General features: G+C 53.3%; 21 protein-coding genes. 1 reads left to right on the top strand and 20 read right to left on the bottom strand.

Going from position 1 to position 22,149, the window contains the following annotated elements:
- Positions 1-27 precede the first annotated feature (27 nt).
- The 18 genes from ftsA to rimP form a co-directional block, all read right to left on the bottom strand.
- Positions 28-1,269, bottom strand: coding sequence for a cell division protein FtsA (ftsA, locus tag B7989_RS03800; RefSeq protein WP_088627257.1), 1,242 nt, complete (start codon positions 1,267-1,269; stop codon positions 28-30).
- Entirely contained in the window at positions 1,262-2,104 is an 843-nt protein-coding gene (locus tag B7989_RS03795) for a cell division protein FtsQ/DivIB (protein ID WP_233144235.1), read from the bottom strand. Before B7989_RS03795 ends, ftsA begins: the two co-directional genes overlap by 8 nt.
- 16 nt (positions 2,105-2,120) lie before the next feature.
- Positions 2,121-3,503: a UDP-N-acetylmuramate--L-alanine ligase gene (gene murC / locus B7989_RS03790; protein WP_088627255.1), complete on the bottom strand. Its 1,383-nt coding sequence runs from the start codon at positions 3,501-3,503 to the stop codon at positions 2,121-2,123.
- Positions 3,503-4,573 (bottom strand): undecaprenyldiphospho-muramoylpentapeptide beta-N-acetylglucosaminyltransferase, encoded by a 1,071-nt coding sequence (gene murG, locus B7989_RS03785; RefSeq protein ID WP_088627254.1) that lies wholly within the window; start codon positions 4,571-4,573, stop codon positions 3,503-3,505. Before murG ends, murC begins: the two co-directional genes overlap by 1 nt.
- A complete protein-coding gene (locus B7989_RS03780) occupies positions 4,570-5,745 on the bottom strand; it encodes an FtsW/RodA/SpoVE family cell cycle protein (protein ID WP_088627253.1) in 1,176 nt (391 codons plus the stop codon). The genes murG and B7989_RS03780 overlap by 4 nt, the downstream gene beginning before the upstream one ends.
- 18 nt (positions 5,746-5,763) lie before the next feature.
- A complete protein-coding gene (gene murF / locus B7989_RS03775) occupies positions 5,764-7,146 on the bottom strand; it encodes a UDP-N-acetylmuramoyl-tripeptide--D-alanyl-D-alanine ligase (RefSeq protein ID WP_088627252.1) in 1,383 nt (460 codons plus the stop codon).
- Entirely contained in the window at positions 7,139-8,566 is a 1,428-nt protein-coding gene (locus B7989_RS03770; protein ID WP_088627251.1) for a UDP-N-acetylmuramoyl-L-alanyl-D-glutamate--2,6-diaminopimelate ligase, read from the bottom strand. The genes murF and B7989_RS03770 overlap by 8 nt, the downstream gene beginning before the upstream one ends.
- Positions 8,567-10,465, bottom strand: coding sequence for a penicillin-binding protein (locus tag B7989_RS03765; RefSeq protein WP_088627250.1), 1,899 nt, complete (start codon positions 10,463-10,465; stop codon positions 8,567-8,569).
- Positions 10,462-10,770, bottom strand: coding sequence for a hypothetical protein (locus B7989_RS03760; protein WP_088627249.1), 309 nt, complete (start codon positions 10,768-10,770; stop codon positions 10,462-10,464). Before B7989_RS03760 ends, B7989_RS03765 begins: the two co-directional genes overlap by 4 nt.
- Entirely contained in the window at positions 10,767-11,804 is a 1,038-nt protein-coding gene (rsmH, locus tag B7989_RS03755) for a 16S rRNA (cytosine(1402)-N(4))-methyltransferase RsmH (RefSeq protein WP_088627248.1), read from the bottom strand. The genes B7989_RS03760 and rsmH overlap by 4 nt, the downstream gene beginning before the upstream one ends.
- Positions 11,791-12,267: a division/cell wall cluster transcriptional repressor MraZ gene (locus tag B7989_RS03750; RefSeq protein WP_088627364.1), complete on the bottom strand. Its 477-nt coding sequence runs from the start codon at positions 12,265-12,267 to the stop codon at positions 11,791-11,793. Before B7989_RS03750 ends, rsmH begins: the two co-directional genes overlap by 14 nt.
- A gap of 216 nt (positions 12,268-12,483) precedes the next feature.
- On the bottom strand, positions 12,484-12,987 hold the full coding sequence (locus B7989_RS03745; RefSeq protein WP_144264958.1) for a hypothetical protein: 504 nt from the start codon (positions 12,985-12,987) through the stop codon (positions 12,484-12,486).
- Positions 12,988-13,890, bottom strand: a complete 903-nt coding sequence (gene ribF, locus B7989_RS03740) for a riboflavin biosynthesis protein RibF (RefSeq protein WP_088627246.1) — start codon at positions 13,888-13,890, stop codon at positions 12,988-12,990.
- Positions 13,887-14,792, bottom strand: coding sequence for a tRNA pseudouridine(55) synthase TruB (truB, locus tag B7989_RS03735; protein WP_088627245.1), 906 nt, complete (start codon positions 14,790-14,792; stop codon positions 13,887-13,889). Before truB ends, ribF begins: the two co-directional genes overlap by 4 nt.
- Complete coding sequence (gene rbfA / locus B7989_RS03730) at positions 14,793-15,146, bottom strand: 30S ribosome-binding factor RbfA (RefSeq protein ID WP_072976600.1); 354 nt, start codon at positions 15,144-15,146, stop codon at positions 14,793-14,795.
- On the bottom strand, positions 15,136-18,198 hold the full coding sequence (gene infB, locus B7989_RS03725) for a translation initiation factor IF-2 (RefSeq protein WP_088627244.1): 3,063 nt from the start codon (positions 18,196-18,198) through the stop codon (positions 15,136-15,138). Before infB ends, rbfA begins: the two co-directional genes overlap by 11 nt.
- A gap of 30 nt (positions 18,199-18,228) precedes the next feature.
- Positions 18,229-19,398 (bottom strand): transcription termination factor NusA, encoded by a 1,170-nt coding sequence (gene nusA / locus B7989_RS03720; RefSeq protein WP_088627243.1) that lies wholly within the window; start codon positions 19,396-19,398, stop codon positions 18,229-18,231.
- 15 nt (positions 19,399-19,413) lie between these two features.
- Positions 19,414-19,860: a ribosome maturation factor RimP gene (gene rimP / locus B7989_RS03715; RefSeq protein WP_088627242.1), complete on the bottom strand. Its 447-nt coding sequence runs from the start codon at positions 19,858-19,860 to the stop codon at positions 19,414-19,416.
- A gap of 239 nt (positions 19,861-20,099) precedes the next feature.
- Between rimP and B7989_RS03710 the strand changes: the two genes are divergently transcribed.
- Positions 20,100-20,312, top strand: a complete 213-nt coding sequence (locus tag B7989_RS03710; RefSeq protein WP_088627241.1) for a hypothetical protein — start codon at positions 20,100-20,102, stop codon at positions 20,310-20,312.
- On the opposite strand, the gene B7989_RS03705 is transcribed toward B7989_RS03710, so the two are convergent.
- Together B7989_RS03705 and B7989_RS03700 are read right to left on the bottom strand one after the other, a co-directional pair.
- Positions 20,313-21,026, bottom strand: coding sequence for an NUDIX domain-containing protein (locus B7989_RS03705; RefSeq protein ID WP_088627240.1), 714 nt, complete (start codon positions 21,024-21,026; stop codon positions 20,313-20,315).
- Positions 21,023-22,141: a hypothetical protein gene (locus tag B7989_RS03700; protein ID WP_233144234.1), complete on the bottom strand. Its 1,119-nt coding sequence runs from the start codon at positions 22,139-22,141 to the stop codon at positions 21,023-21,025. Before B7989_RS03700 ends, B7989_RS03705 begins: the two co-directional genes overlap by 4 nt.
- Positions 22,142-22,149 lie beyond the last annotated feature (8 nt).

Below are 22,149 nucleotides of genomic sequence, written 5' to 3'. Positions count from 1 at the left end.
TCTCCCTGATGTTGAGTGTTGATGTTGTTATAGATAAGTCCTGATGATTTCGAGAACACGCTGGAATCCTTTCTTCATGGAAACAGCGATCTGCGTTCCCGTTTCACGATTTTTCTTTTCGCGGTGCTGCTTGTTCGCATAGTAAAGCAGGCCGATACCCGTTGCGTAAGACGGATTCTGGTATGCTTCCTGAATACCGCTCATGCCCTTGGGGCGACCGATGCGAACCGGCTTTCCGAACACCTTGCATGCGACATCTTCGATGCCTTCCAAAGCGCAGCAGCCACCCGTAAGCACGATACCGCCATTGATAATGGTATCGAGCTGGTGAACCTTGAGCTGTTCATTGAGCTTGCAGAAGATTTCGCCTACGCGCGCCGTGATAATTTCGGCAAGAAGCTTGCGGGAGCAAGAGACATCGCCACGGTTACCCACGGCCGGAACCGGGAAGGTATCGTCTTCGATCAAGTTGCTGATGACGCAAGTTCCAAACTTTTTCTTGATTTCTTCGGCCTTCGAAAGGGCGATAGGCACGTTGAGGCAGCGGCTGATATCGCTCGTAATCGAGTTACCGGCATATTCGTAAGAGAAGGTGAAGCGCACGGATTCATTCACGAACACGGCGATGTCTGCCGTACCGGCGCCAATGTCGACGAGGGCCACGCCCAATTCGCGTTCGTCATTGGTCAGCACCGCACTTGCAGCCGCGAGCGGTTCCAGCACAAAGCCTGCTACATTGAGGCCTGCGCGGTTCACGCACTTGGCCAAGTTCTGCAAGGCATTCTGCTTCACGGTCACCACCTGGACATCGACGCCCAGGCGACGGCCCGAACGGCCCTTCGGGTTACGGATATGCGGTTCATCGTCCAGGTTGTATTCGCCCGGGAAGATGTGAATGATTTCGCCGGCCTGGGTAGGCAAGGTACTCGCCTGCTTTGTCACATTCTCGATGTCTTCTTCGCGAACTTCGCCCATGGGGAGCGTCACGATTCCCTGGGTATCCAAGGAACGCACGTGCTTACCCGCAATGCCCACGTACACATCGTGCACATCGACGCGAGTCGTATTTTCAATGACTTGGACAGCCTGCTGCAATGTTTCCACTACAGAATCGAATTCGTCGGCATTCTTGAGCGGGAAATCGCCGCATTCCACAACGCGAACGTTTTCACCTTCGGAAACACCCACGAACAGGTTTATCTTCGATTCACCAATGTCAAGGCCAAAGATGTATTCGTCTTTTCTTTTGTCCTGTTTATTGTCATCCATTGACGCACCTCTTATCATAATTTCTTACATAGGCAAAGCCCGAATAGCGCATATCGACTTCACCTGCGCAAAGCAAATCCTTTGCAAACCCGTTTTCAAGCGACTTGTACAGTGTAAACTGATCCTTGTTCGACTTGAGATCCCTAAAGAGCGCGGTAAAGCCCGCATCCCTGAAGTAAATCTTCATGCATTCATCTTCCGTAGACCAGGTTACCTGCGACACACGATTATAAAGTTCAGCATCATACTTACGCATTTCTACCAGGAACTGCGTTACAGTCTTCACATGCTCCATTGCAGCCATATCCATTACCGGGAGCCTCATGGCCGTTGCCACCGAGAACGGAAGCGGGAATCCCTTTTCGGAATAGATCGTTGCGCGACCTTCAGAAAGGACAGTAAGCACCGGCGAGGTTTCTTGCAGCTTGATGTAGAGCGAAGACGGAAACTTCTTTTCGACCTTCGCCGAAAGGATCATCGGAAGCTGCATGAGCGAAGCTTCGACAGAATCGGCATTCAGTTCCGACATGAGCATTCCCGTTTCGACCTGGGCGCCCTGCATCACGTCTTCCCAAGAAAGCATGCGGTTGCCTTCGATTTCCACATACTGCAAGTGGCGCAGTTCCAGCGGATTGAAATGCTGCAGGTAGAAGCGGTTGTGAATTGCAAGGACAGCAAGAACCACCAAAATGATGGTGAAAATCCAGCCGCGGCGCTTGAACCAATGCCACACCGAAGACACGCCGTCCTTTACCTTGCGGACGCGCTCTTGCTTGCGCTTCAGTTCGTTATAGCCCATTCGACGGCCGAGTAATGTTGTCTTACGTCCAGTCAATTCTAATCCCTAATACTTACAGGCATTCCTTCAAAATTCTTTCGCCCAGCTTCCAGATGTTGCCGGCGCCCATAAGCACCACCACATCACCCGGCTGCAATTCCTTCTTGAGAATCGGCAGCAAGTTCAGCTGGTCGCCCACAAAGCGAGAGTCACGGTGACCGCGATCAGAAGCGCTATTGGACACCAGCGCGCCCGTCACGCCTTCAATGGGCTTTTCGCGGGAGGCGTAAATGTCGGTCACCAGGAGCACATCGCAGTTCGCAAACGCACCGCCAAAGGCATCGTGCTGGTCGCGGGTACGGGTAAACAGGTGCGGCTGGAAGGCAACGATAATGCGGCGGTCCGGGAAGGCATCGCGGAAGCCGAGCAAGGTAGCAGTCGCTTCGGTCGGATGGTGAGCATAGTCATCAAAGACCAGAACATCATTCTTTTCGCCGATGAATTCAAAGCGGCGCTTGACGCCTTCGAATTCGGCGCAGGCCTTGCGAGCGACATCGGCAGAGATGCCTTCTTCGATGGCGAGGGCTACGGCGGCAGTTGCATTCAGCACGTTGTGACGGCCTGGAATCTGGAGCTTGAATTCGCCCAAGCTTTCGCCGTCGTTCAAAATTTCAAATACAGGGTAACCCTTTTCAAAACGGAGGTTATCCACGCGGTACTTGGCCTGACGCGTAAAGCCGTAAGTAATCACGGGCTTCTTGAGGCGGGCCAAAATCTGCTGCACGTTCGGGTCGTCCAGGCAGACGATCACCTGGCCGTAGAACGGAATCTTGTTCGCGAACTGTACGAAGGCATCCTTGATGTCTTCGATGTTTTCGTAAGTATCCAAGTGGTCGGCGTCAATGTTGGTAATGATTGCAGAAGACGGCATCATCGAAAGGAAGCTGCGGTCGAATTCGTCGCTTTCGGCAATCAGGTAGTCACCCTTACCGACCTTAGCGCCACTGCCCTTACCCTTGACTACACCGCCCACGATAATGGTCGGGTCACGGCCGGCTTCTTCCCAAATCTGGCCCACGATAGAGGTGGTCGTGGTCTTGCCGTGAGTGCCGGCAATCGAAAGCGTGTACTTCATGCGCATGAGTTCGCCCAGCATTTCTGCTCGGCGAATCACCGGAATGCGGCGGTTGCGTGCTTCAACAAGTTCCGGGTTATCGTGCGGAACTGCAGAAGAATAAACCACCAAGTCCGTATCTTCGACGTTGGAAGCTTCGTGCTTCGAGAACACCTTAATGCCAAGGCCTTTCAGATAATCAATCACCTGGCTTTCACCGGTATCGGAGCCGCTCACCACGAAACCGTTGTCGTGGAGCACTTCGGCAATACCGGACATACCGGCACCACCGATACCTACGAAATGAAGCTTACGGACACGCTTACAATCATTAATCTGCATTAATCATTCTCCTTAGAGAGGATAACACGAGCAATCTGGTCGGCAGCATCGGGCATTCCGAGCTTTTTAGCCGCGACGGCCATCGAATTCAAACGGTTTTCATCAGCCAAGAGCTGTTCCACCTTTTCCCACAGGTGATTTTCTTCGGCATCGAGTTCCACAAGGGCAGCGCCAGCCTTTTCGACCACGCGGGCGTTATGTTCCTGGTGGTTCGCAGTTGCATGCGGGAACGGCAAGAGGATCGAAGGCTTACCGAAGGCCAAGATTTCGGCCAAGGCAGAAGCTCCTGCGCGGCTGATAATCAAGTCGGCATGCTTCATGTAGGCGTAAATGCCATCCAGGAATCCGCGAATGGCCACATTCGGAACTTCGCCTACGCGGTTGCTGATGGTTTCCACGTTCTTTACACCCACCTGCCACACCACGGAAACATCGTTGCGGGCGGCAATGGTCTTGATGCTTTCTTCAATCTTGTTGTTGATGCCCACAGCACCCTGAGAGCCGCCCACAATAAACACGGCCTTTTTGCCCGGAGCGAATTCGGCAGGGCGAGCGAGAGAATCGCCAATCGGCAATTCACGAACCGGGTTGCCAAAAATCATGCACTTTTCTACCGGGAAGAACTTGGCTGCTTCTTCAGAGGTTACAAAGACGGTCTTTGCGTAACGGGCGCCCACCTTGTTGGCAACGCCGGCCACCGCATTCTGTTCCTGCAGGTAAACCGGAATGCCGGCAGTGCCTGCGGCAAGCACGATCGGGAGCGATACATAGCCACCGGTTGCAACGACTACATCGGGCTTCACCTTCTTAATCACGCTCTTGGCGCGCACCAAGGCCTTGGACAAATTGAACGGCAAGGCCAAATTCTTGAGGAACGGGCCACGGTGCAGAGGAACAGCCGAAATGTATTCGTAGGGCCAGTCTTTTGCCACCAAGCGTTCTTCCATGGAATCTTTACGGCCAGCAAAAGTAATGTCGGTCACGCCCATCTTTTTAAGGCTATTTGCAATGGCTACGGCCGGGAAAATATGGCCACCGGTACCGCCACATACGAAAAGGAACTTTTTCATACGCCACTCCTTGAAAATTCATAGTTTCTGTAGGCACTGCTTTCGAGCGAGGCGCCGCTCATGTAGGGTTCCTTGATCATCTTGCCTGTATTGGATCTGGAAATGTTCAAAAGAATCCCCACTGCCACACAGCTGTAAATTAGATTGGTTCCGCCGAAGCTTATGAACGGGAGAGGTTGGCCCGTCGTGGGGAAAAGTCCCACGCAAACGCAGACGTGAACCAAAAAGTTGAAGAAAAGCGAGAACGTGAGAGCCACGGCCAGGTACTTTCCGAAACGGGTCGAAGACTGGCGGGCAATCGAGAATCCCTGAGCAAAAAGGACTGCGTACAAGGCCAACAAGAAGAAGGTTCCCATGAATCCGAATTCTTCGCCGGCCACCGCATAAATCACGTCTTTATGGACTTCGGGCAAGTAGCCCAGTTTCTGCACGCCCATGCCGAAGCCCGTTCCCGAGAATCCGCCGTTACCCAAAGCGAGCAAAGCATGTTCACCCTGCCAGTTCGAAGCGACCATTTCGCCTTCGGCCGCCGTAAACGCCTGAATACGCTTACTCGAATGCCCTGTCATGAGCAACATGATAATTCCCGGCGGAATGGCAGCACCAATGGTAATGGCGAGGTACTTGTAATTCACACCAGCCGTGAGCATCACGCAAATCACCACCATCGAAAGCATCATGAGCATCGAATAGTTCGGCTGCAAAATCAGCAAGAAAGCGGTAATGCCAAAGAAGATTCCCGGCTGAATGATAGTGCAAGCGACACTCTTGATGTTGTCGCCTGCCTGCGAGAACTTTCCGCAAATGCAGATGAGCATGCCGAGTTTCATGATTTCAGAAGGCTGAATGCCCAAAATCCAGCGGTTTGCGCCCTTGACGCCGTGGCCCGACACAAGGGCCGCAATGGTAAGGACAACGCCCACAAAGAAGGTAATGCGCCCCAGCCATACCCAGTGACCGTAATCCAGGAACCGGGCAAGGCCAAGCATCAGAATCAAACCGAACACCGCCTTGATCAAGTGCTTTTGCAGATAGTATTCTGCAGGAAGTCCATGGGACACAGCGAAATGGGCCGATGCCGTATAGACAATAGGCACGCCCAAACAAATCAGCAGCAACACTACTACCAAGAGTAGCTTGTTCATGCCGGTATTTGCGACTGTGTTTTCCATTCCTTCGTGAGTCCTAAATTAAGCCTTGACCTTCGTGAGTTTAAGCATGGCATCCACCACCTGTTCCATGTGCATGCCGCGGCTGCCCTTGATCAAGAGCACGTCGCCTTCTGCCACGATTTCGGTAAGGGTGTCGATCAGTTCCTGTACGCTTGCAAAATGGTGAGCGGCCTTCATGCCCTTGGACTTTGCGCCCTTCACATAAAGCTTTGCCTTTTCGCCCACGGTCAGGAGCATGTCAAAATTCATTTCGGGCACCATGGCGCCCATTTCCTGGTGCAGGGCGTCGGTCTGGGCGCCGAGTTCCAGCATATCGCCCAAAATGGCAATGCGGCGGTTCACCTTCATATTGCCAATGGTCTGCAAGGCCATCTTGGTCGAAGACGGGTTTGCATTGTAGCAGTCCGACACAATCTTGAAGCCGTTGGCATTCTTGATTTCCATGCGCATGTTGGTCGAACGGAAGTTGGCAAGAGCCTTGGCGATGTCGGCCTTGGGCACTCTGTACTGCAAGCCCACGGCGATAGCGGCGAGTGCGTTATAGAGGTTATGAATGCCCGGCACGTTCAGCGTGAACTTGGTTCGGTCCACAAAGAAGGTCGCGCAGTTGTCTTCGTTCCATTCAAGCTTTTCGGGCTTAATGATACCGCGCTTCACGCCAAAGGTCACCACCTTGTAGCTCGTAGTGCTGCGGCACTTGCAAAGGCGCGGGTCGTCGGCGTTCACAATGAGCACGCCGTTCTTCTTGAGGCCCGCGACAATCGTCTTCTTTTCGGCGAACACGCCGTCCAAATCCTTGAGGCGTTCCAGGTGAGAAGCACCAATGTTGGTAATCACGGCGACATCGGGTTCCACCGCCATCGAAAGCGGACGGATTTCATCCGGACCACTCGTACCCATTTCAATCACGGCCGCTTCATGGCAGTGCTTGAGCTGGAACAGTGTCATGGGCACACCGATGTGGTTGTTGAAATTACCTGCGGTGGCGTGGGTGTTGTACTTCTGCGAAAGAACGGCCTTCACCATTTCCTTGGTGGTGGTCTTGCCGTTGCTGCCCGTAATGGCAACCTTCTTCACCTTGAAATTCTTCTGGTAGCCCTTGGCGAGCTTGAGAAGCGCTTTCGTCGTATCGTCGACGGGCGCATACATCTTGAAGTTTTCAATGCCTTCGGCATCTGCATTCACGACACTCATCAATGCTCCATTTTTTTCCATTTGTGTTACAAACTGGTGGGCGTCAAAACGGGCGCCCTTGATCGGCCAAAAGACCACACCCTTGGCAGGTTCGCGAGAATCCATGCAAAGATTCACTTTGCGGTTCTTGGTACGGCCATCAACGCCTACCGAGTAGGTTTCGAGGATTTCCAAGAGTTCCTTGATTTTCAAATCCAGCTTATACATTTTCCATCGCCTTCACCGCTTCTTCGCGGTCATCAAAATGGTGTTTGGTCTTACCCACAATCTGGTAGTCTTCGTGGCCCTTGCCCGCAATCACGAGCCAGTCGCCGTCCTTGAGTTCGGCGCAAGCCTTGGCAATCGCTTCTTCGCGCTTTTCCACAACGCTGAACTTGTCCGTCTTCATGCCGGCGCGCACATCGTTAATGATGTCGGTCGGATTTTCGGTACGCGGGTTGTCGGAGGTGAGCCAAGCCTTGTCCGCAATGCGTTCGGCAATCGCACCCATAATCGGGCGCTTGGTCTTGTCGCGGTCACCGCCGCAGCCGAATACGCACGCGAGGCGGCCTCGGCAGAGGCTACGCGCGGTCGTAAGGACGCGTTCGAGGGCGTCGGGAGTGTGGGCGTAGTCCACAATCACGTGGCGGCCATTCTTGTTCCAAACTTTTTCAAAGCGGCCCGGAACGCGAACTTCTGCCAGAGCCTTGCGCATGGCAGATTCGGCAAGGCCGATTGCCTTAGCCCAGGCAAGCACCAGCATCACGTTGTCCACGTTAAAGTCGCCGCACAACGGAGTTTCAAACGGTTCTGCACTAATGGCAGGCAACAGCATCTTGAGACCGTCTTCGGTATTCTTCACTGCCCCTTCGGGCTTCACAAGAGCACTAACGACCCCTAGACGCGAGACAGCCACCCTCCGGTCCGCTCCTATCCCGGCTAGGGAATCGTATAGTTTCAGTCCGTACGCATCATCGATATTGACAACAGCAACGCCGTCATCTGCAAGATAACGCGTAAACAGAAGCTTCTTTGCCTCAAAGTAGGCATCCATTGTCTTATGGTAATCGAGATGGTCTTGCGTAAGGTTGCTGAACAAGGCGCTCTTATAAAGCACGCCTGCCATACGTCCCTGATCCAGCGAGTGCGAAGACGCTTCCATCACCAAATCCGTACAACCGGCCTCCACCCCCTTGGCGGCAAAGGCATACAAATCCAAAAGTCCCGGTGTCGTAAGGGTGGCCGGTACCGAAGTATCGCCAATCTTGTTCTTGATCGTTCCAAGGAGAGCCACCTTATGGCCTGCAGCCGTAAGCATCGCATCCATCAGGAATGCGCTGGTGGTCTTTCCGTTCGTACCCGTCACTGCATGAGCCGAAAGCTTTGCAAACGGGTTCTTGTAAAAAACTTGTGCCGCTTCGAGGCGAGCCGCCTTCACATCAGCCACCTGGATCCACTTCGAAGTCAAACCTTCGGGAGCGACCGTTTCGCTCACCACGGCCACAGCACCCGACGCCAAAGCGGTTCTTGCAAATTCATCGGACTTTTCGCCCGGCATCGAGAAAAACAAATCTTTTGCCTTCACGCGGCGGGAGTCGTCGCACAGGCCCTGCACATTCAATTTCTGCATCAACGTTTCAGAAATCATTTAGCCTCTCTCCTTGAGCGTAAGCTTGCAAATTTGACCCTTATGGAGCGTTTCCCCGACTTTCGGCGTCTGGGACACAACGCGACCCATTCCGGTATATTCCACATTCATGCGAATGTTTCCAGCAATTTCAAGAGCATCCTTCAGCGAAAGCCCCTTCAAGTCCGGCATCGTCGAAGCATCGACATCGCCAAGCTTGAGCACCAGCGACAAAGAATCCGTCTTGTCGCGGCGCACGGCAATCACTCGAGAACCTTCACCTTCAAAAGTCACCGGGCATTTCTTGTTTGCCGCCACCGACTTTGCCGTCTGGGCAAGCATTCCCACGTAATCGCCTTCGCAAGCCGTATTCTTCTTGACAAAGGCAAGGTCATGTGATGCCGGCGAAAGTTTCGGATGGTAGTAAATGCCTTCCATAATGCGGCGGAAAATCGGGCCCGCCGTTGCACCACCCGTATGGCCATAAAGCTTGTCGGCGTTCGGGTCGTCTACCAGCACCATGCACACGTAGCGCACATCTTCGACCGGGGCAAGGCCAATAAACGAAGCCACCTGGTGTTCGCGGTCATACTTGCCGGTTTCCTGGTTGTATTTTTCTGCCGTACCGGTCTTTCCGCCAAAAATCACGTCCGGAATCTTCTTGCTTGCCACGCGCTTTGCCGTACCGCTGTTCACCACGCGATTGAGCATCTTGCGGATCGAGGCTGCCGTGCGTTCCGAAATCACGCGACGCACCTTCACCGGATCCTTCTTTTCGACCAGGTTTCCGTCTGAATCGCGCCATTCCTTTACAATCATCGGTTCCATCAGAGTGCCGCCGTTAGCGATAGCTGCATAAGCCATCACCATCTGGATCGGCGTTACAGAAACAGCGTGACCAAAGCCCATGGTTTTAAGGGTACGGTCATCACGAGTCAGTTCGTACGGCATGTAAAGGCGACCGGCTTCTTCACCAGCCAGGTTTTCAGAAGTCTTCATGCCAAAGCCGAAGTTACGGGCCATACGGTAAAGCTTTTCGGCGCCCACCTTGTCGGCAACCTTCGCATAGACAATGTTCGAAGACTGCACCATTGCCTCGGCCATATCCATATCGCCATAAATGTGCGTGTCGCAAATGCGTTCGGCTCGGGCGCTCCAGCTCCAGCACTTGCCTTCGTTCACAAACACGGTATCTTCGGGCACCACGTCGTTTTCAATGGCAGCCGCAGCCGTAATCACCTTGAAGGTAGAACCCGGTTCGTAAGACATCGCCACGATGTCGTTCTTCGCCATTTTGCCCACACCCTGCTTTTTAGAGTTCGGGTCAAAAGTCGGGTAACTTGCCATGGCCAGGATTTCGCCCGTGTACGGGTCCACCACCACGGCAGAGGCACTGGCAGCGCTGAATTCGATCACGCCGTCCTTCAGGGCCTTTTCCACAATTTCTTGCATGTCGCGGTCAATGGTCAGCACCAGGTTCTTGCCCGGCTTTGCTTCGGCCACGTTTTCGGAGCGTCCCAGAATTTCGCGTTCCTTGGCATCCTTGATACCCACGCGGAATCCTTCGTTGCCGCGCAGGCGCAAGTCGTACATGCGTTCCATGCCCATGCTGCCTTCGCCATCGTAGCCGACCTTGCCCACAATCTGGGAGGCCAGCTTGCCCTGCAAGAAAATTCGGCTGTAGTCTTCGGCCTTGCCGGTATCGCGCAGGTTCTTGGCGAACACCACACCGTTACGGTCCAGGATTTCGCCGCGTTCGGCGTAAATGCTCTTGGTACGGGTTACCATGCTCTTGGTTTCGGCCTGGTACACTTCGCGGTTCAGCACCTGAATGTTAAAGGTCTGCCATGCCAAAACACCAATTGCGCCAAGCACAATCATCTTTGCAACCGAGAGAGCATCCATATTGATTATATTCATGGAGCCCCCGTTACGCGGACCTTGGTCGGCATGCCGTTCAAGTCAAGACCAACACTGTCTGCAAAGACAGACAAGTTTTCAAGAGAAGACAACTTGTTGATTTCAAGTTCCTGCAGGGTTCTTTCGCGCTGCAGCTGCCCGATCTTATAAGAAAGATCCTGGGACTTCAAATAAAGCTTGGACAAGCAGTTCTGCATATACAACGGCAAGATCAGCAAAAGCCCCGCCACCAACACGGCGCAGATAAACACCCACACAATGGTGCGGTTAGAGTTGAACAGGGATTTTTGATTCTTTTCGCTCATACCCGTTCGTACACCCTAAGCTTCGCAGAGCGAGCCCTGCTGTTGTTCGCAATTTCTTCGTTAGAAGGCAGAATCGGCTTGCGATTCACCTTTTTAAGGCGCTGGTGATTGCCACCGCACGTGCACACAGGCTGACGTTCGGGGCAAATGCAGGCGCGTTCAAATTCAGCGGCCGTTTCCTTGACGCAGCGATCTTCCACGGAATGGTAGCTCATCACCACCAGGCGACCGCCCACCTTGAGGCAATCTACGGCAGCGCGCAGGCTATCTTCGATTTCCTTGAGTTCGCCGTTCACTTCCATGCGAATCGCCTGGAACACGCGGGCCAAAAGGCCATTCACTTCGCGGCGCTTGTCGGGGAACACGGATTCCACCACCGCCTTCACGTCAGAAGGCAAGATTTCCTGGTCGCCCTTGGAGGCAGCCATTTCAACCAAACGGGTTGCAAGCTTGAAGCCGCGATCCATATCCGCATTCTTGCGGAGTGCGGCAGCGAGCGTATCGGCATCCACCGTCTTGAGCCATTCCTGGGCAGAAACGCCTTCGCGGCGGTCCATGCGCAAATCCAGCGGATTGTCGCCCACAAAAGTAAAGCCACGGTCAGAAGCGTCTACCTGGTGGCTGCTAATGCCCAAATCGTAGAGAATGCCGTCTAAAGTATCCGGTGCAATTTCGTTCTTGAGTTCACCGAAGCGAACCGGATGCACAATGAACTTGGGCTTTACACCGGCAAGGCGCTTGGTGGCAAAGGCAACGGCTTCTTCATCGCGATCAAAGGCGTGAAGCGTTCCGTTTTCGTCTAGTTTGTTTGCAATAGCGTAAGAATGGCCGCCACCGCCCAGGGTGCAATCGCTATAAGTGCCGCTCGGCTTGATGTTCAAGCCTTCAAGGCATTCCTTCAGCATCACCGGATCGTGATAGAACACGCCGTTTTCGACGCCTGCAAGGGCGGCTTCGGAATGGGCAGCCGCTGCGCGGCCGTTCAAAAATTCATTTGTACGTAATTCGTTCTTGCGGAGGCTATTTATTGCCATCGGACCCCTCCGTCAAGCTTTCTCCATAGAACGCGGCATCGAATGCGGCCATCGCATCTTCAGTTTCCAAGCCATACTTGGCATTGTAGCGTTCAGGATTCCATAGTTCAAGAGTTTTTCCGCTAGCTTGTACGTAAAGGACTTCACCCTTAAGACCAGCATACTCCAACAAAATCTTTGGAAGTAAAATGCGGTTCTGGCCATCCAGCTCCACCACCGTGGGCCAGAGGCTTCTCCGAACTAGGTCAGCTTGACGGCGGTCGGACCTCGAGTCCAAGTCCGCCATGAACTTTTCGTATTCCGGCAAGGTATACAACCGCAGGGTTTGAGCAGGGCCACGCGTGACCACGAATTGCTCCCCTTCGGTTGGCCCGAGCTGACGACGGAATTCCCTGGGGAAGGAAGACCTTCCCTTTCCATCGATAGCCGTTTGGGCTTGACCTATGAAAGACGTAAAGTTCATACTAGTTTGACACATTTTACCACAACACAGTACAAATCTACCATTTTCTACCACTTTGGCAAGATAGAGCAGACATTTTCACCCCGAAAGCATACAAAAAGCATACCTCGAACCCAGGTCCGATTTAATTTAAGTGAACAAGCGTTCACTACATCAAAAAAAATTCCCGGTTGTTCACCGAGATTTTTCAAGCCCTAAATATTTTGAATAATTAGTCTAGAATACGTAGCGGATATCTAAAAGGTACGACGTTCCTGTAGAGGCCCTTTTCGACACCGGAGTGAACATCGCACCGTTCAGGCCCCAATGCTGATTGAAGTCCCAGTTGAAACCGGCCGATACTTCGGTCTTGGTGTCAGCACCATGAGCTTCGTTGACCAAAGTAAAGCCCGTGAGGAAATGGAAATTGTTGCCGCCCAAGTAAATCAATGCCGGAACGCGAACATACTGCGTGCGGAATTGTTGCCACATCATGTCGAATGTCATGTACACGCCATTTTCTTTACTCAAGCGAAGCTTCAAGCCAAGGCCTGCATCCAGCAAGCCCGCATGCAAAAAGAACCGACAGCGGGAACTATTCGAAAACTCCGCCGACTCCTGCGTTGATTCTTTTGATTCCTTTTTCTTAGATACAGACTTTTTTGCGGCAGAGGACTTTGCGGCAAAGCTAGTCGTCGACAATATCAATAAGCAAGCAAATAGAATCTTAAACAGCTTCATTTATTCCGCCCAGTGATTGCCGTTATAATTGCGAGCGGTGTCCGCATCCATGCCAATCTGACGAACCAGATCATCCAAGCTCGGGAATTTCTGTTCAGGGCGCAAGTACGCCATCAAGTCAAGCACCATCGGGCGACCGTAAATGTCTTCGCTAAAGTCGAGCAGGTACGCTTCGATAGCCAAGCGCTGGTTGCCGGTAGAAGGCTGCGTTCCAATATTCACTACGGCGCGGAAAGAACGCTCTCCCCCGTTGCCATCGGGCAAGCGCGCGGTTGCCACATACACGCCATGCTTGGGCAAGAACTTATACTTTTCCACCTGAAGGTTCGCAGTCGGGAAACCGATGGTATGGCCCAAGCGTTTGCCTTCGACAATCGTTCCGGACAAACGATACGGGCGGCCCAAATAAGTTTGCGCGCGCGAAACATCGCCATTCAAAAGCGCATTGCGCACAGCAGAAGAACTCACGCGTTCACCCTTGTGGAGCACAATCGAAAGCATGGCAGTCGAAAGTTCCGGGAAGGCTGCGGTAATGGTTTCGTAGTTACCCTTGCCGCCGGCGCCAAAGCAATGGTCGTGTCCAAAGAACATCGAACACACGCCGCGCTTTTCAATCAGTTCCTGACGGACAAAAACATCGAACGGGAGCTTCGCCACCTCGGGCGTAAACGGGAGCACCAAAAATTCAAGACCCAGGCTTTCAATAAATTCGCGCTTTTCTTCGGTAGTCGTGAGGAGCAGCGGATCGCCAGGAGTGCGCAGCACATAGTTGGAATGCGGCTCAAAGCTAATGACGGTAGGCGTCAAGCCGTTCACTTCGGCAACGGCCTTGAGCGTGCGGAAAAGCGCCTGGTGTCCCAGGTGGCATCCGTCAAAATTACCCATCGTCACAGCACGCTTCATTTTTCATCCTCACCCAAATAAAATTTCGGCTTGATTCGGCCCGGCTCATAAAAACACAGGCTCAAGACTTCGCCTTGCATGTTCGCGGCAAACACATGGCCTTCGGGGCCTACGCCCTCGACTTTCTCTTTCCACGGCAACCAATTGCCCTGGCGAATCACGGCCACCTGTTCGTCGGTAAGGCGCACCACCGGAAAGTCGAGCACCGCATCGACCGGCAACAGATTTTCACGCGTCAAGTCCTCGCCACGCACCGCCTTATCGAGCGTCACATTGCCGATGCGGTGTCTGCGTATCTGCGATACGCACGCGTAGGTTCCAAGCGCACGCCCGATATCGCGACCGAGCGCACGAATGTAAGTTCCCTTGGAGCATTCGCAAATCAAGTCAAAGGTCGCAAATTCCTTGCCGGAGCAGCCTTCCGTCACTTCGCCCTCGCCTATCACCTTGAGTTCGCCAATGTGAATCTTGCGGGGTTTCAATTCAATGTTGCGGCCACGTTCCATCAAGTCGCTGGCACGCACGCCGTTGATTTTCACAGCACAGTACTTGGGCGGAATCTGTTCGATATCGCCCGTAAACTGCGGGAGAACCGCTTCGAGCTTTTCGCGAGTCAGCGCGAGCGCTTCGCCCTGCTCCACAACTTCGCCGTCCCATTCGAGCGTATCGGTTTCGTAGCCCAAATGCAGTCTAAAGCTGTAGCACTTGTCCTTGGCTTCGATAAAGGGCAACAGTCGCGTGCAGCGGCCAGTCGCCGCAATAATCAAGCCCGAGGCACGCAAATCCAGCGTGCCCGCGTGGCCTACTCGCTTTGTAGAAAAGACCCTTTTCAGTGGGAAAAGGGCCTTAAAAGAAGTTTCGCCAGCAATCTTGTCCAAAAGAACGAAGCCGGAATTGCTCAATTACAAGTCCCCTTTCTGCTTCAGTTCGGCCAGAATGCTTTCGATATGCATGGCGTGTTCCAAGTTTTCATCCAGAACAAAATTCAGTTCCGGAATCTTACGGATCTTAAGCGCCTTGCCTAAAACAGTGCGGATATAACCCGCCGAATTCTTGAGGCCAATCAGCGAATCACGCTTTTCCTTGTCGGAACCCATCACGGACACCATGACCTTGGCGTAGCTCAGGTCATCGGTAATCGTGACGCGCGTGATGCTGGCGAGGCTGCTCACACGAGGATCCTTCAAGCCCTTCTGCAAGAGCTTGCCGATTTCCTCGCGGAACTGTTCGTCCAATCTGTCAGTTCTACGACTCATTGGACTCCTCAGCCTTCTTGGCCTTTTCTTCGGCTTCTTCGCGGGCCACATCCTTCAGGGTACGGGCAACCTTGACTTCCTTGAAGAAGATCAAGCTATCGCCTTCCTTGATGTCTTCGTAACCCTTAAGACCGATACCGCATTCAAAGCCACGAGCGACAGACTTGACGTCGTCCTTCATGCGCTTCAAGGACTGGACCACGGTCGTACCGAGTTCCACACCGTTGCGGTACACGCGCACATGGCTGGTACGGTCGACTTCGCCGTCGGTAACCATACAGCCTGCGATGAGACCGATCTTCGGAATCTTGAACACCTGGCGGATTTCGGCTTCGCCGGAGAGTTCTTCGCGCATGGTCGGCTTGAGGAGGCCTTCCACAGCGTTGGTGATATCTTCAATGCAGTCGTAAATCACGCGGTAGTTGCGGATTTCGATGCCTTCCTTCTGGGCCATTTCGCGGATAGAGAGCGACGGCATCAAGTGGAAGGAAATAATGATTGCCTGTGCGGTCGTAGCGAGCAAGATATCGGATTCCGTAATGGTACCCACACCCTTGCGGATAATGTTGACGCGCACTTCCTTGTTGGTAAGCTTTTCGAGGCTTGCTGCAAGAGCTTCTGCAGAACCGCCCACGTCGGCCTTGACAATAAGGTTGAGTTCGGAGAGCTTGCCTTCCTTACGATCGTTGAAGGTATCTTCCAAGGTCTTTACGTTACGAGAACGCAGGTCGCGTTCACGAGCAGCCATACGGCGCTTGGAGGCAATTTCACGTGCGGTCTTTTCATCTTCGACCACGATCAAGTCGTCACCGGCCTGCGGAGTACCGTCAAAACCGAGCACCTGACACGGAGCAGACGGAGGAGCTTCCTTCATCTGTTCGCCACGTTCGTTAAACATAGCACGGACACGACCAGCGTAAATACCGCAGACAAACGGGTCACCCACATGGAGCGTACCGTTCTGCACGAGGATCGTGGCCATAGAACCCTTACCCACGTCGAGCTTGGATTCCACCACGGCACCGCGAGCGTGAGCATCGGGGTTAGCCTTGAGTTCGAGCACTTCAGCTTCAAGGGCGAGCGTTTCCAAGAGGTCGTCCATGCCCTGACCCGTACGTGCAGAAACTTCGATACAGCTGGTAGAACCACCCCACTGTTCCACTTCCACGCCGCGTTCAGCGAGTTGGGCGCGAATCTTGTCGGGGTTAGCGGTCGGCAAGTCGATCTTCGTGATTGCCACGACCATCGGCACCTTTTCGCGCTTGGCAAGTTCAATAGATTCAACCGTCTGCGGCATCACCATGGAGTCGGCAGCCACCACGAGCACGATCACGTCGGTCACCTGAGAACCGCGAGCACGCATAGCACTGAATGCTTCGTGACCCGGGGTATCGAGGAAGGTCACCTTACCCTGCTTGGTCGTGACTTCGTATGCACCGATGTGCTGGGTAATACCACCCGATTCGCCAGACACCACGTGGGTCTTACGAATCCAGTCGAGCAAAGAAGTTTTACCGTGGTCAACGTGGCCCATCACCGTCACCACCGGGTGACGCGGCTTCAGGTTTTCAGAAGATTCTTCTTCCACGCCGAGCACTTCTTCTTCGTATTCTTCCATCAGCTGGGCTTCGTAACCGAATTCGTCAGCCAAGAGCTGGATGGTTTCAAAATCCAAGCGGGCGTTGATGGTCACCATCATGCCCATTTCCATGCACTTCGCGATCACGCGGGCCGGCATCTGGTCCATAAGGCCAGCGAGTTCGCCCACAGTGATAAAGTCGGAAGTCTTGAGGATTTTCTTTTCTTCGCCCGGAGTATTGTCGTTATGCTCCTTGCGATAAACCTTCTTGACAGGCTTCTTGGAAAGGTCAGCCATCACGCGGGAAACGTTCTGGCGTACGGCTTCCTGCTGGAGTTCCTTCTGTTGCTCCATGCGGTCCTTGCCATTGTTACGACGGTTCTTGTCGTTCTGGCCATGTCGACCGTTCTGCGGCTTGCCGCCCTTGCCCTGGTTCTGGCCGCCAAATCCCTGGGCGCCACCATTGCTTGCATTAAAGGCATCCTGCATCGAGTTGCCGGTAAAGCCACCCGTGCGACCGGTAAAGGTACGACCGCCGTTGTTGTTCGGGCCGCCGTTACCATTACGGTTGTCGTTACGACGATTGCCGTTGCGGTTGTCGCCATTGTTCGAAAGGCGACCGAAAGTTCCTGTATAACCCTGCTGGTTTCCACCACCGTTGCGGTGTCCGCCGCGGTTCGACTGGGCCTGTTGCTGAGACTTTTTGATACGGGCAAGAATGGCTTCGTCCGGTTTAAACACCTGGGCCTTCATCGGAGGCTGCTTGAGTTCCATGCCCGGGGTAACCATGGCAGGCTTTGCAGCGGCCGGTGCGGCAGCAGCGGGGGCTGCAGGGGCGGCCGGAGCGGCAGGCTTGACTGCCGGAGCTGCGGGCTTGACTGCAGCGGGAGCGGCAGGAGCCGGAGCAGGTGCTGCGGGAGCGGCCGGAGCCTTCGGGGCAACCGGGGCGGCAGGCTTTGCGGCGGGAGCAGGTGCTGCGGCAGGAGCTTCAGCCTTCGGGGCAGCAGGGGCAGCCGGAGCGGCAGGCTTCACCTCGGGTGCCTTCGGTGCTTCGACAACGGCAGGGGCCTCGGCCTTGGGGGCGGGGGCAGCTACGGCAGGTTTCACCGTAGCGGCAGGCTTTGCAGCGGCCGGTGCGGCAGCAGCGGCAGCGGGTTTCGCCGGCTTCTTAGTCCTGATGAGCTTGGCCTTCAACTTACCATCGCCAGCCGAAGCAGACTCACTCTTCTTGTCAGAAGAAGCATTGGAAGTTTCAGCGGAAGACGCCTTTTTCAGATTCTTGTTGCGAGCTTCAGCCTTCTGGCGTTCAGCCTCGGCGTCCGCTTCGATTTTCTCATAGTCCTTAGCGTCGAGCTTGGACACTTGAGTACGGACAGCAACGCCCGCATCGCGAAGCAGCTTCATCACGACATCAACCTTGATGCCGTGGGTTTTAGCCCAGTCTACTGGTTTAATTTGTTCTTCATTAGCCATGAATAGCTTCCAATGTTCCTTTTTTAAAAATTAGCGAGCAGCCTTACGGTTCTGGTTAAAATCGGCAGCGGACGGAGAGGTAATCTTAGCCTTCGTTTCGTCGTCCTTTTCGTTCCATTCATTTTCACCGAACACGTCGAGGTTACGCTGCACGAGTTCTGCAGCGAGCTTCACATTCTGGCCGTTCTTGCCAATTGCAAGTGCGAGGTTTTCGTCGCTGATAATCACCACGGTACGGCGGGTTTCGGGCACGTGAATCAGCTTGATCACGTTAGCCGGAGTCAGGGCACGCGTAATGAAGGTATCCAGATCCGGATTCCACTGCACGATGTCAATGCGTTCGTTACCGAGTTCGCGCACAATCGTCTGCACGCGGGCACCCTTCATGCCGACGCATGCGCCGACCGGGTCAATCTTTTCGTCACGGGAATACACGGCAATCTTGGCGCGGAAACCCGGTTCGCGGGCAACGCCCTTGATTTCAACCGTACCTTCGTAAATTTCCGGAACTTCCTGACGGAAGAGTTCCTTGAGGAAGTCACCGTTAGCGCGGGACAGCACCACCTGGGCACCGTTCTTGGAAGATTCTTCCACGCGGGCAATCACGGCCTTGATGGAATTACCCTGAGCCCAGCGTTCGCGGCGGATCTGTTCACGAGCCGGAATCATGGCTTCGGTCTGCTTGCCGAGTTTCACGATGATGTTACTTTGTTCAAGGCGGAGCACTTCACCGCTCACCATGGTACCGATACGGCTGCGGTAGGTATCCATGATCTTCTGGCGTTCGGCATCGCGGATCTGCTGGTTCAGGAGCTGCTTTGCAGTCTGAATGGCCTGGCGACCGAATGCAGAGATCGGAATTTCCATTTCGAGGAAGTCACCCGGCTGGGCGTCTTCGTTAAAGTCGCGAGCTTCTTCGACCAGCATGTAACCCTTGTCGAGTTCTTCCACTTCGGCAGCGGTCATGTTCGGGTCGTAGTCCGGATAGTCATCGACAACGGCCACGCGCAAGAACACATGGACTTCGTTGGTTTCAGTATCGAAATCCACATCGATCTTCTTTTCGATGTGCAAGTACTTGCGTGCTGCCGTCACCAAGGCTTCCTTCAAAGCGTTGATGACAATGGAATCATCCATATCCTTGGCTTCGACCACATCTTTCAGCACATCGAGCAAGTTAACTTTCGGTTCGTTCTTCATAAAATGACCTTCCTATTATATTTGTACATCCACTTTTGCCACCAGCACTTCGCTGCGGGGCACAACCACGTCACCGGCATTGCCTTTAAGGGTGAGCGTCAAATTTTCTTCGTCAGCAGCCACGAGCTTGCCCGTTACAGGCTTACCGGTACTGCGGGTCACCCGCAAAAAACGTCCGATATTGCGGGTAAAATCGGCAACCGACTTGAGGGGGCGGTCTAGCCCCGGCGACGACACTTCCAAAGTGTAGGCACCTTCGATAATATCCGGATCGGCATCCAGGGCGTCGGACAAGTGGCGGCTCACGTTAGAGCAGTCGTCAATCGTCACCCCTTCGGGCTTGTCTATGTATAGGCGCAGCGTCTTTCTCTTGCCTGCGCGGAACATGTCCTGTTCCACCAATGTAACGCCGGCGGCTTCGCATGCCTGGGCGATCAATGTATCCAATTTCTGGGCTACCAAATAGACCTCGTATAATAAACGGCGTTCGCATACGGCCCCGAAATCTGCTCATTTAAGCCTAAATCGAGTCCACGAACGTCAAGACAGACCAAATAGAGAAATTTTTTGGGGGCTAGGCAACCGGGATTTTAGAAAATGAGGCTTAAAAACCCTGTTAGTAGAGCTTAGTTGGCAGAACTTAGATAGAAACTCTAAATTCTGAGTTCTAAGTTCTAAGCTCTAATTACTACATTTGGCGCATGGCTTACGTACTTTTGATTCTCGCTACATTAATCGGTCTTGCAGGTTGCGCCTATTTTTTGCGCAAGAACATTCTCGTGATTCGCGAAAAGAATAAAAACGAGCCCAAGGCCTACAAGCGTAAATTGAACTACGTTCTTACAGGCCTCTGGTATGGTTACTTAACCATTTTCTTCCTGGGCCTTACAATTAACAACTTGGGAAACTGGTAATTACCGTCTAGATTCCAGCCAGCGTTCGTACAAGAAGAGCGCAATCAAGTTCTTTCCATCGATAAATTCGTGAGCGGCTTCTTCGTAAGGGAGCACCACCGTTTTAATCCATTCGATTTCTTCAGTGTATTCCTGATCCTTGCCGTCCATGGCCTTCAATTGTTCCGGCGTCACGTCACGTTCAATTGCATACAAACGAATACGTTCGTCAAGAAGTCCGCAACTCGCCGCAAAGCCATCGCTTTTGCCCTTGTACCAAAAATCCATGAGGTCAATCAGTTCGGAATCTTCAGCCTTGATCTGGGCTTCTTCTTCAAGCTCGCTCAGGGCAACCTTGCGGTAATCTCCCGTCCAGTCCAGAATGCCTGCCGGAATTTCAAGGGAAGCCTGCTCGCCTATCGCAAAGCGCGGCTGCCTTACCAGCAGCAAGTACTTCTTGCCTTCGCAGCGCAGCACCACCAAAACGCCCACGGCATTCCCGCGCACAAGCACAATGCCATGCACCGGGCGCCCATCCGGAAGCGTCGCGGTCGCATCGAGCTTAATGAACAACGGTTGGCGCCCCTTGCGCAAAAAATCCACTGAAGAAAAGTGAACCTTGGTCACTACGAATTTTTCTTGAGATTTTTCAAGCCAATCCTTGTAAATGCGGGATTCAAGGATAATCGGGCGATCTGCCTCGGCAATTTCGGGAGAATAGGAATATTCAATCATTTTTCTTTCGGGGCGTCCGGAGCAACCGTCGCCTTCTTCCAGATTTTATACAGAGAGTCTAGAACCGTAACGCTGTCTGAATCGACCACCATCTTGTTGGTCGACAAGTTATAGACCATCCAATCTTTTTTAGAATTCGGACCGCAGAACGATTCGTCTTCATCGGGCGTAAACAGCTCGCGAATAAAGCGGGCCTGCCCACCGATCACAAAGGAGTTGATCGCAAAGTGACTATACGTTCCGCATTCCGGAATCTTTTCGGTATAGTAAGTGCTGTAATGCCAAATGGTATCGGGACGTTCCTGCAGCTTGCCCAGTTCCGTCGAATCGTTTTCCCACTTGGAATTAATGCAGTACACCGAATCGGAATCGGCGCAGGCGTAATGCACCGGCACCAAGTTCGTGTCGTTAATATTCCAGGAACTCGGGTAAATGGTATCGGAAACCGTATTCTTGCACATGTCCACACGGTGCGTGCAAGTAGACTTCATGGTGCGCCAGAAGAACACACGCGGCGTAAGGGAATCAAGCACGCGCATGACCGTCGGGTAATTTTTTCCGTGCTTTTTGTCTTTAGTGCGAAGCGGGAACGCCTGCACGTCCGCAAAAGCGGAATCCAGATACATTTCAAAAGTATCTCTCGAAAGGCTTCCGCGGCGAAGGATAATGGAATCCAGCGACGTGTCGGCATCGTTTTTCACCTTGATGACTCCGATACCGGTCATTTGCTTCGACGAAAGCAGAAGCTTGAGAGTCGTATCGGGGCGGTAATAAGGAGCGGCACAGTCTTCGGCCGTCGCATGAATCGAAAGCGTCGGCGCAATCCAAAGAACAGAATCTTCCTTGTCGTAATCCAGATTGATGGACTTCAAGGCGCAATTCGAGAACGTCCACATTTTCCCCATATCCAAATACAGGGTGTCCTTGGACAAGTGAATTGTCTTGCCGGAATCGAGGCGGGCGTAGGCGAAGAATCCTTCGCCATCGTAACTAAAGTCTTCTTTCGAAACATTCAGGGGGCCGTCGGTGTCTTTTTCGCAACCGGCAAAAAATACGACTGCAGACAAAATCCACAGCAATGCAAAACCCATGTATTTAGAGCGAAGACGGTTCATGAGACCAA

This window comes from Fibrobacter sp. UWB5 (assembly GCF_002210295.1).
Lineage (GTDB): Bacteria > Fibrobacterota > Fibrobacteria > Fibrobacterales > Fibrobacteraceae > Fibrobacter.
The sequence above is the reverse complement of the archived record's forward strand: the minus strand, read 5'-3'. Positions and strand labels throughout refer to the sequence as shown.

Excerpts from the sequence above, each read along its gene's own strand:
- B7989_RS03710 (WP_088627241.1), top strand. The coding sequence starts at position 20,100 with ATGGCTTACGTACTTTTGATTCTCGCTACATTAATCGGTCTTGCAGGT.
- B7989_RS03780 (WP_088627253.1), bottom strand. The coding sequence starts at position 5,745 with ATGGAAAACACAGTCGCAAATACCGGCATGAACAAGCTACTCTTGGTA.
- B7989_RS03750 (WP_088627364.1), bottom strand. The coding sequence starts at position 12,267 with ATGAACTTTACGTCTTTCATAGGTCAAGCCCAAACGGCTATCGATGGA.
- B7989_RS03770 (WP_088627251.1), bottom strand. The coding sequence starts at position 8,566 with ATGATTTCTGAAACGTTGATGCAGAAATTGAATGTGCAGGGCCTGTGC.
- B7989_RS03760 (WP_088627249.1), bottom strand. The coding sequence starts at position 10,770 with ATGAGCGAAAAGAATCAAAAATCCCTGTTCAACTCTAACCGCACCATT.
- B7989_RS03705 (WP_088627240.1), bottom strand. The coding sequence starts at position 21,026 with ATGATTGAATATTCCTATTCTCCCGAAATTGCCGAGGCAGATCGCCCG.
- rsmH (WP_088627248.1), bottom strand. The coding sequence starts at position 11,804 with ATGGCAATAAATAGCCTCCGCAAGAACGAATTACGTACAAATGAATTT.
- ribF (WP_088627246.1), bottom strand. The coding sequence starts at position 13,890 with ATGAAGCGTGCTGTGACGATGGGTAATTTTGACGGATGCCACCTGGGA.
- murF (WP_088627252.1), bottom strand. The coding sequence starts at position 7,146 with ATGTATAAGCTGGATTTGAAAATCAAGGAACTCTTGGAAATCCTCGAA.
- infB (WP_088627244.1), bottom strand. The coding sequence starts at position 18,198 with ATGGCTAATGAAGAACAAATTAAACCAGTAGACTGGGCTAAAACCCAC.
- B7989_RS03700 (WP_233144234.1), bottom strand. The coding sequence starts at position 22,141 with ATGAACCGTCTTCGCTCTAAATACATGGGTTTTGCATTGCTGTGGATT.
- ftsA (WP_088627257.1), bottom strand. The coding sequence starts at position 1,269 with ATGGATGACAATAAACAGGACAAAAGAAAAGACGAATACATCTTTGGC.
- nusA (WP_088627243.1), bottom strand. The coding sequence starts at position 19,398 with ATGAAGAACGAACCGAAAGTTAACTTGCTCGATGTGCTGAAAGATGTG.
- rbfA (WP_072976600.1), bottom strand. The coding sequence starts at position 15,146 with ATGAGTCGTAGAACTGACAGATTGGACGAACAGTTCCGCGAGGAAATC.
- murC (WP_088627255.1), bottom strand. The coding sequence starts at position 3,503 with ATGCAGATTAATGATTGTAAGCGTGTCCGTAAGCTTCATTTCGTAGGT.
- B7989_RS03765 (WP_088627250.1), bottom strand. The coding sequence starts at position 10,465 with ATGAATATAATCAATATGGATGCTCTCTCGGTTGCAAAGATGATTGTG.
- B7989_RS03745 (WP_144264958.1), bottom strand. The coding sequence starts at position 12,987 with ATGAAGCTGTTTAAGATTCTATTTGCTTGCTTATTGATATTGTCGACG.
- murG (WP_088627254.1), bottom strand. The coding sequence starts at position 4,573 with ATGAAAAAGTTCCTTTTCGTATGTGGCGGTACCGGTGGCCATATTTTC.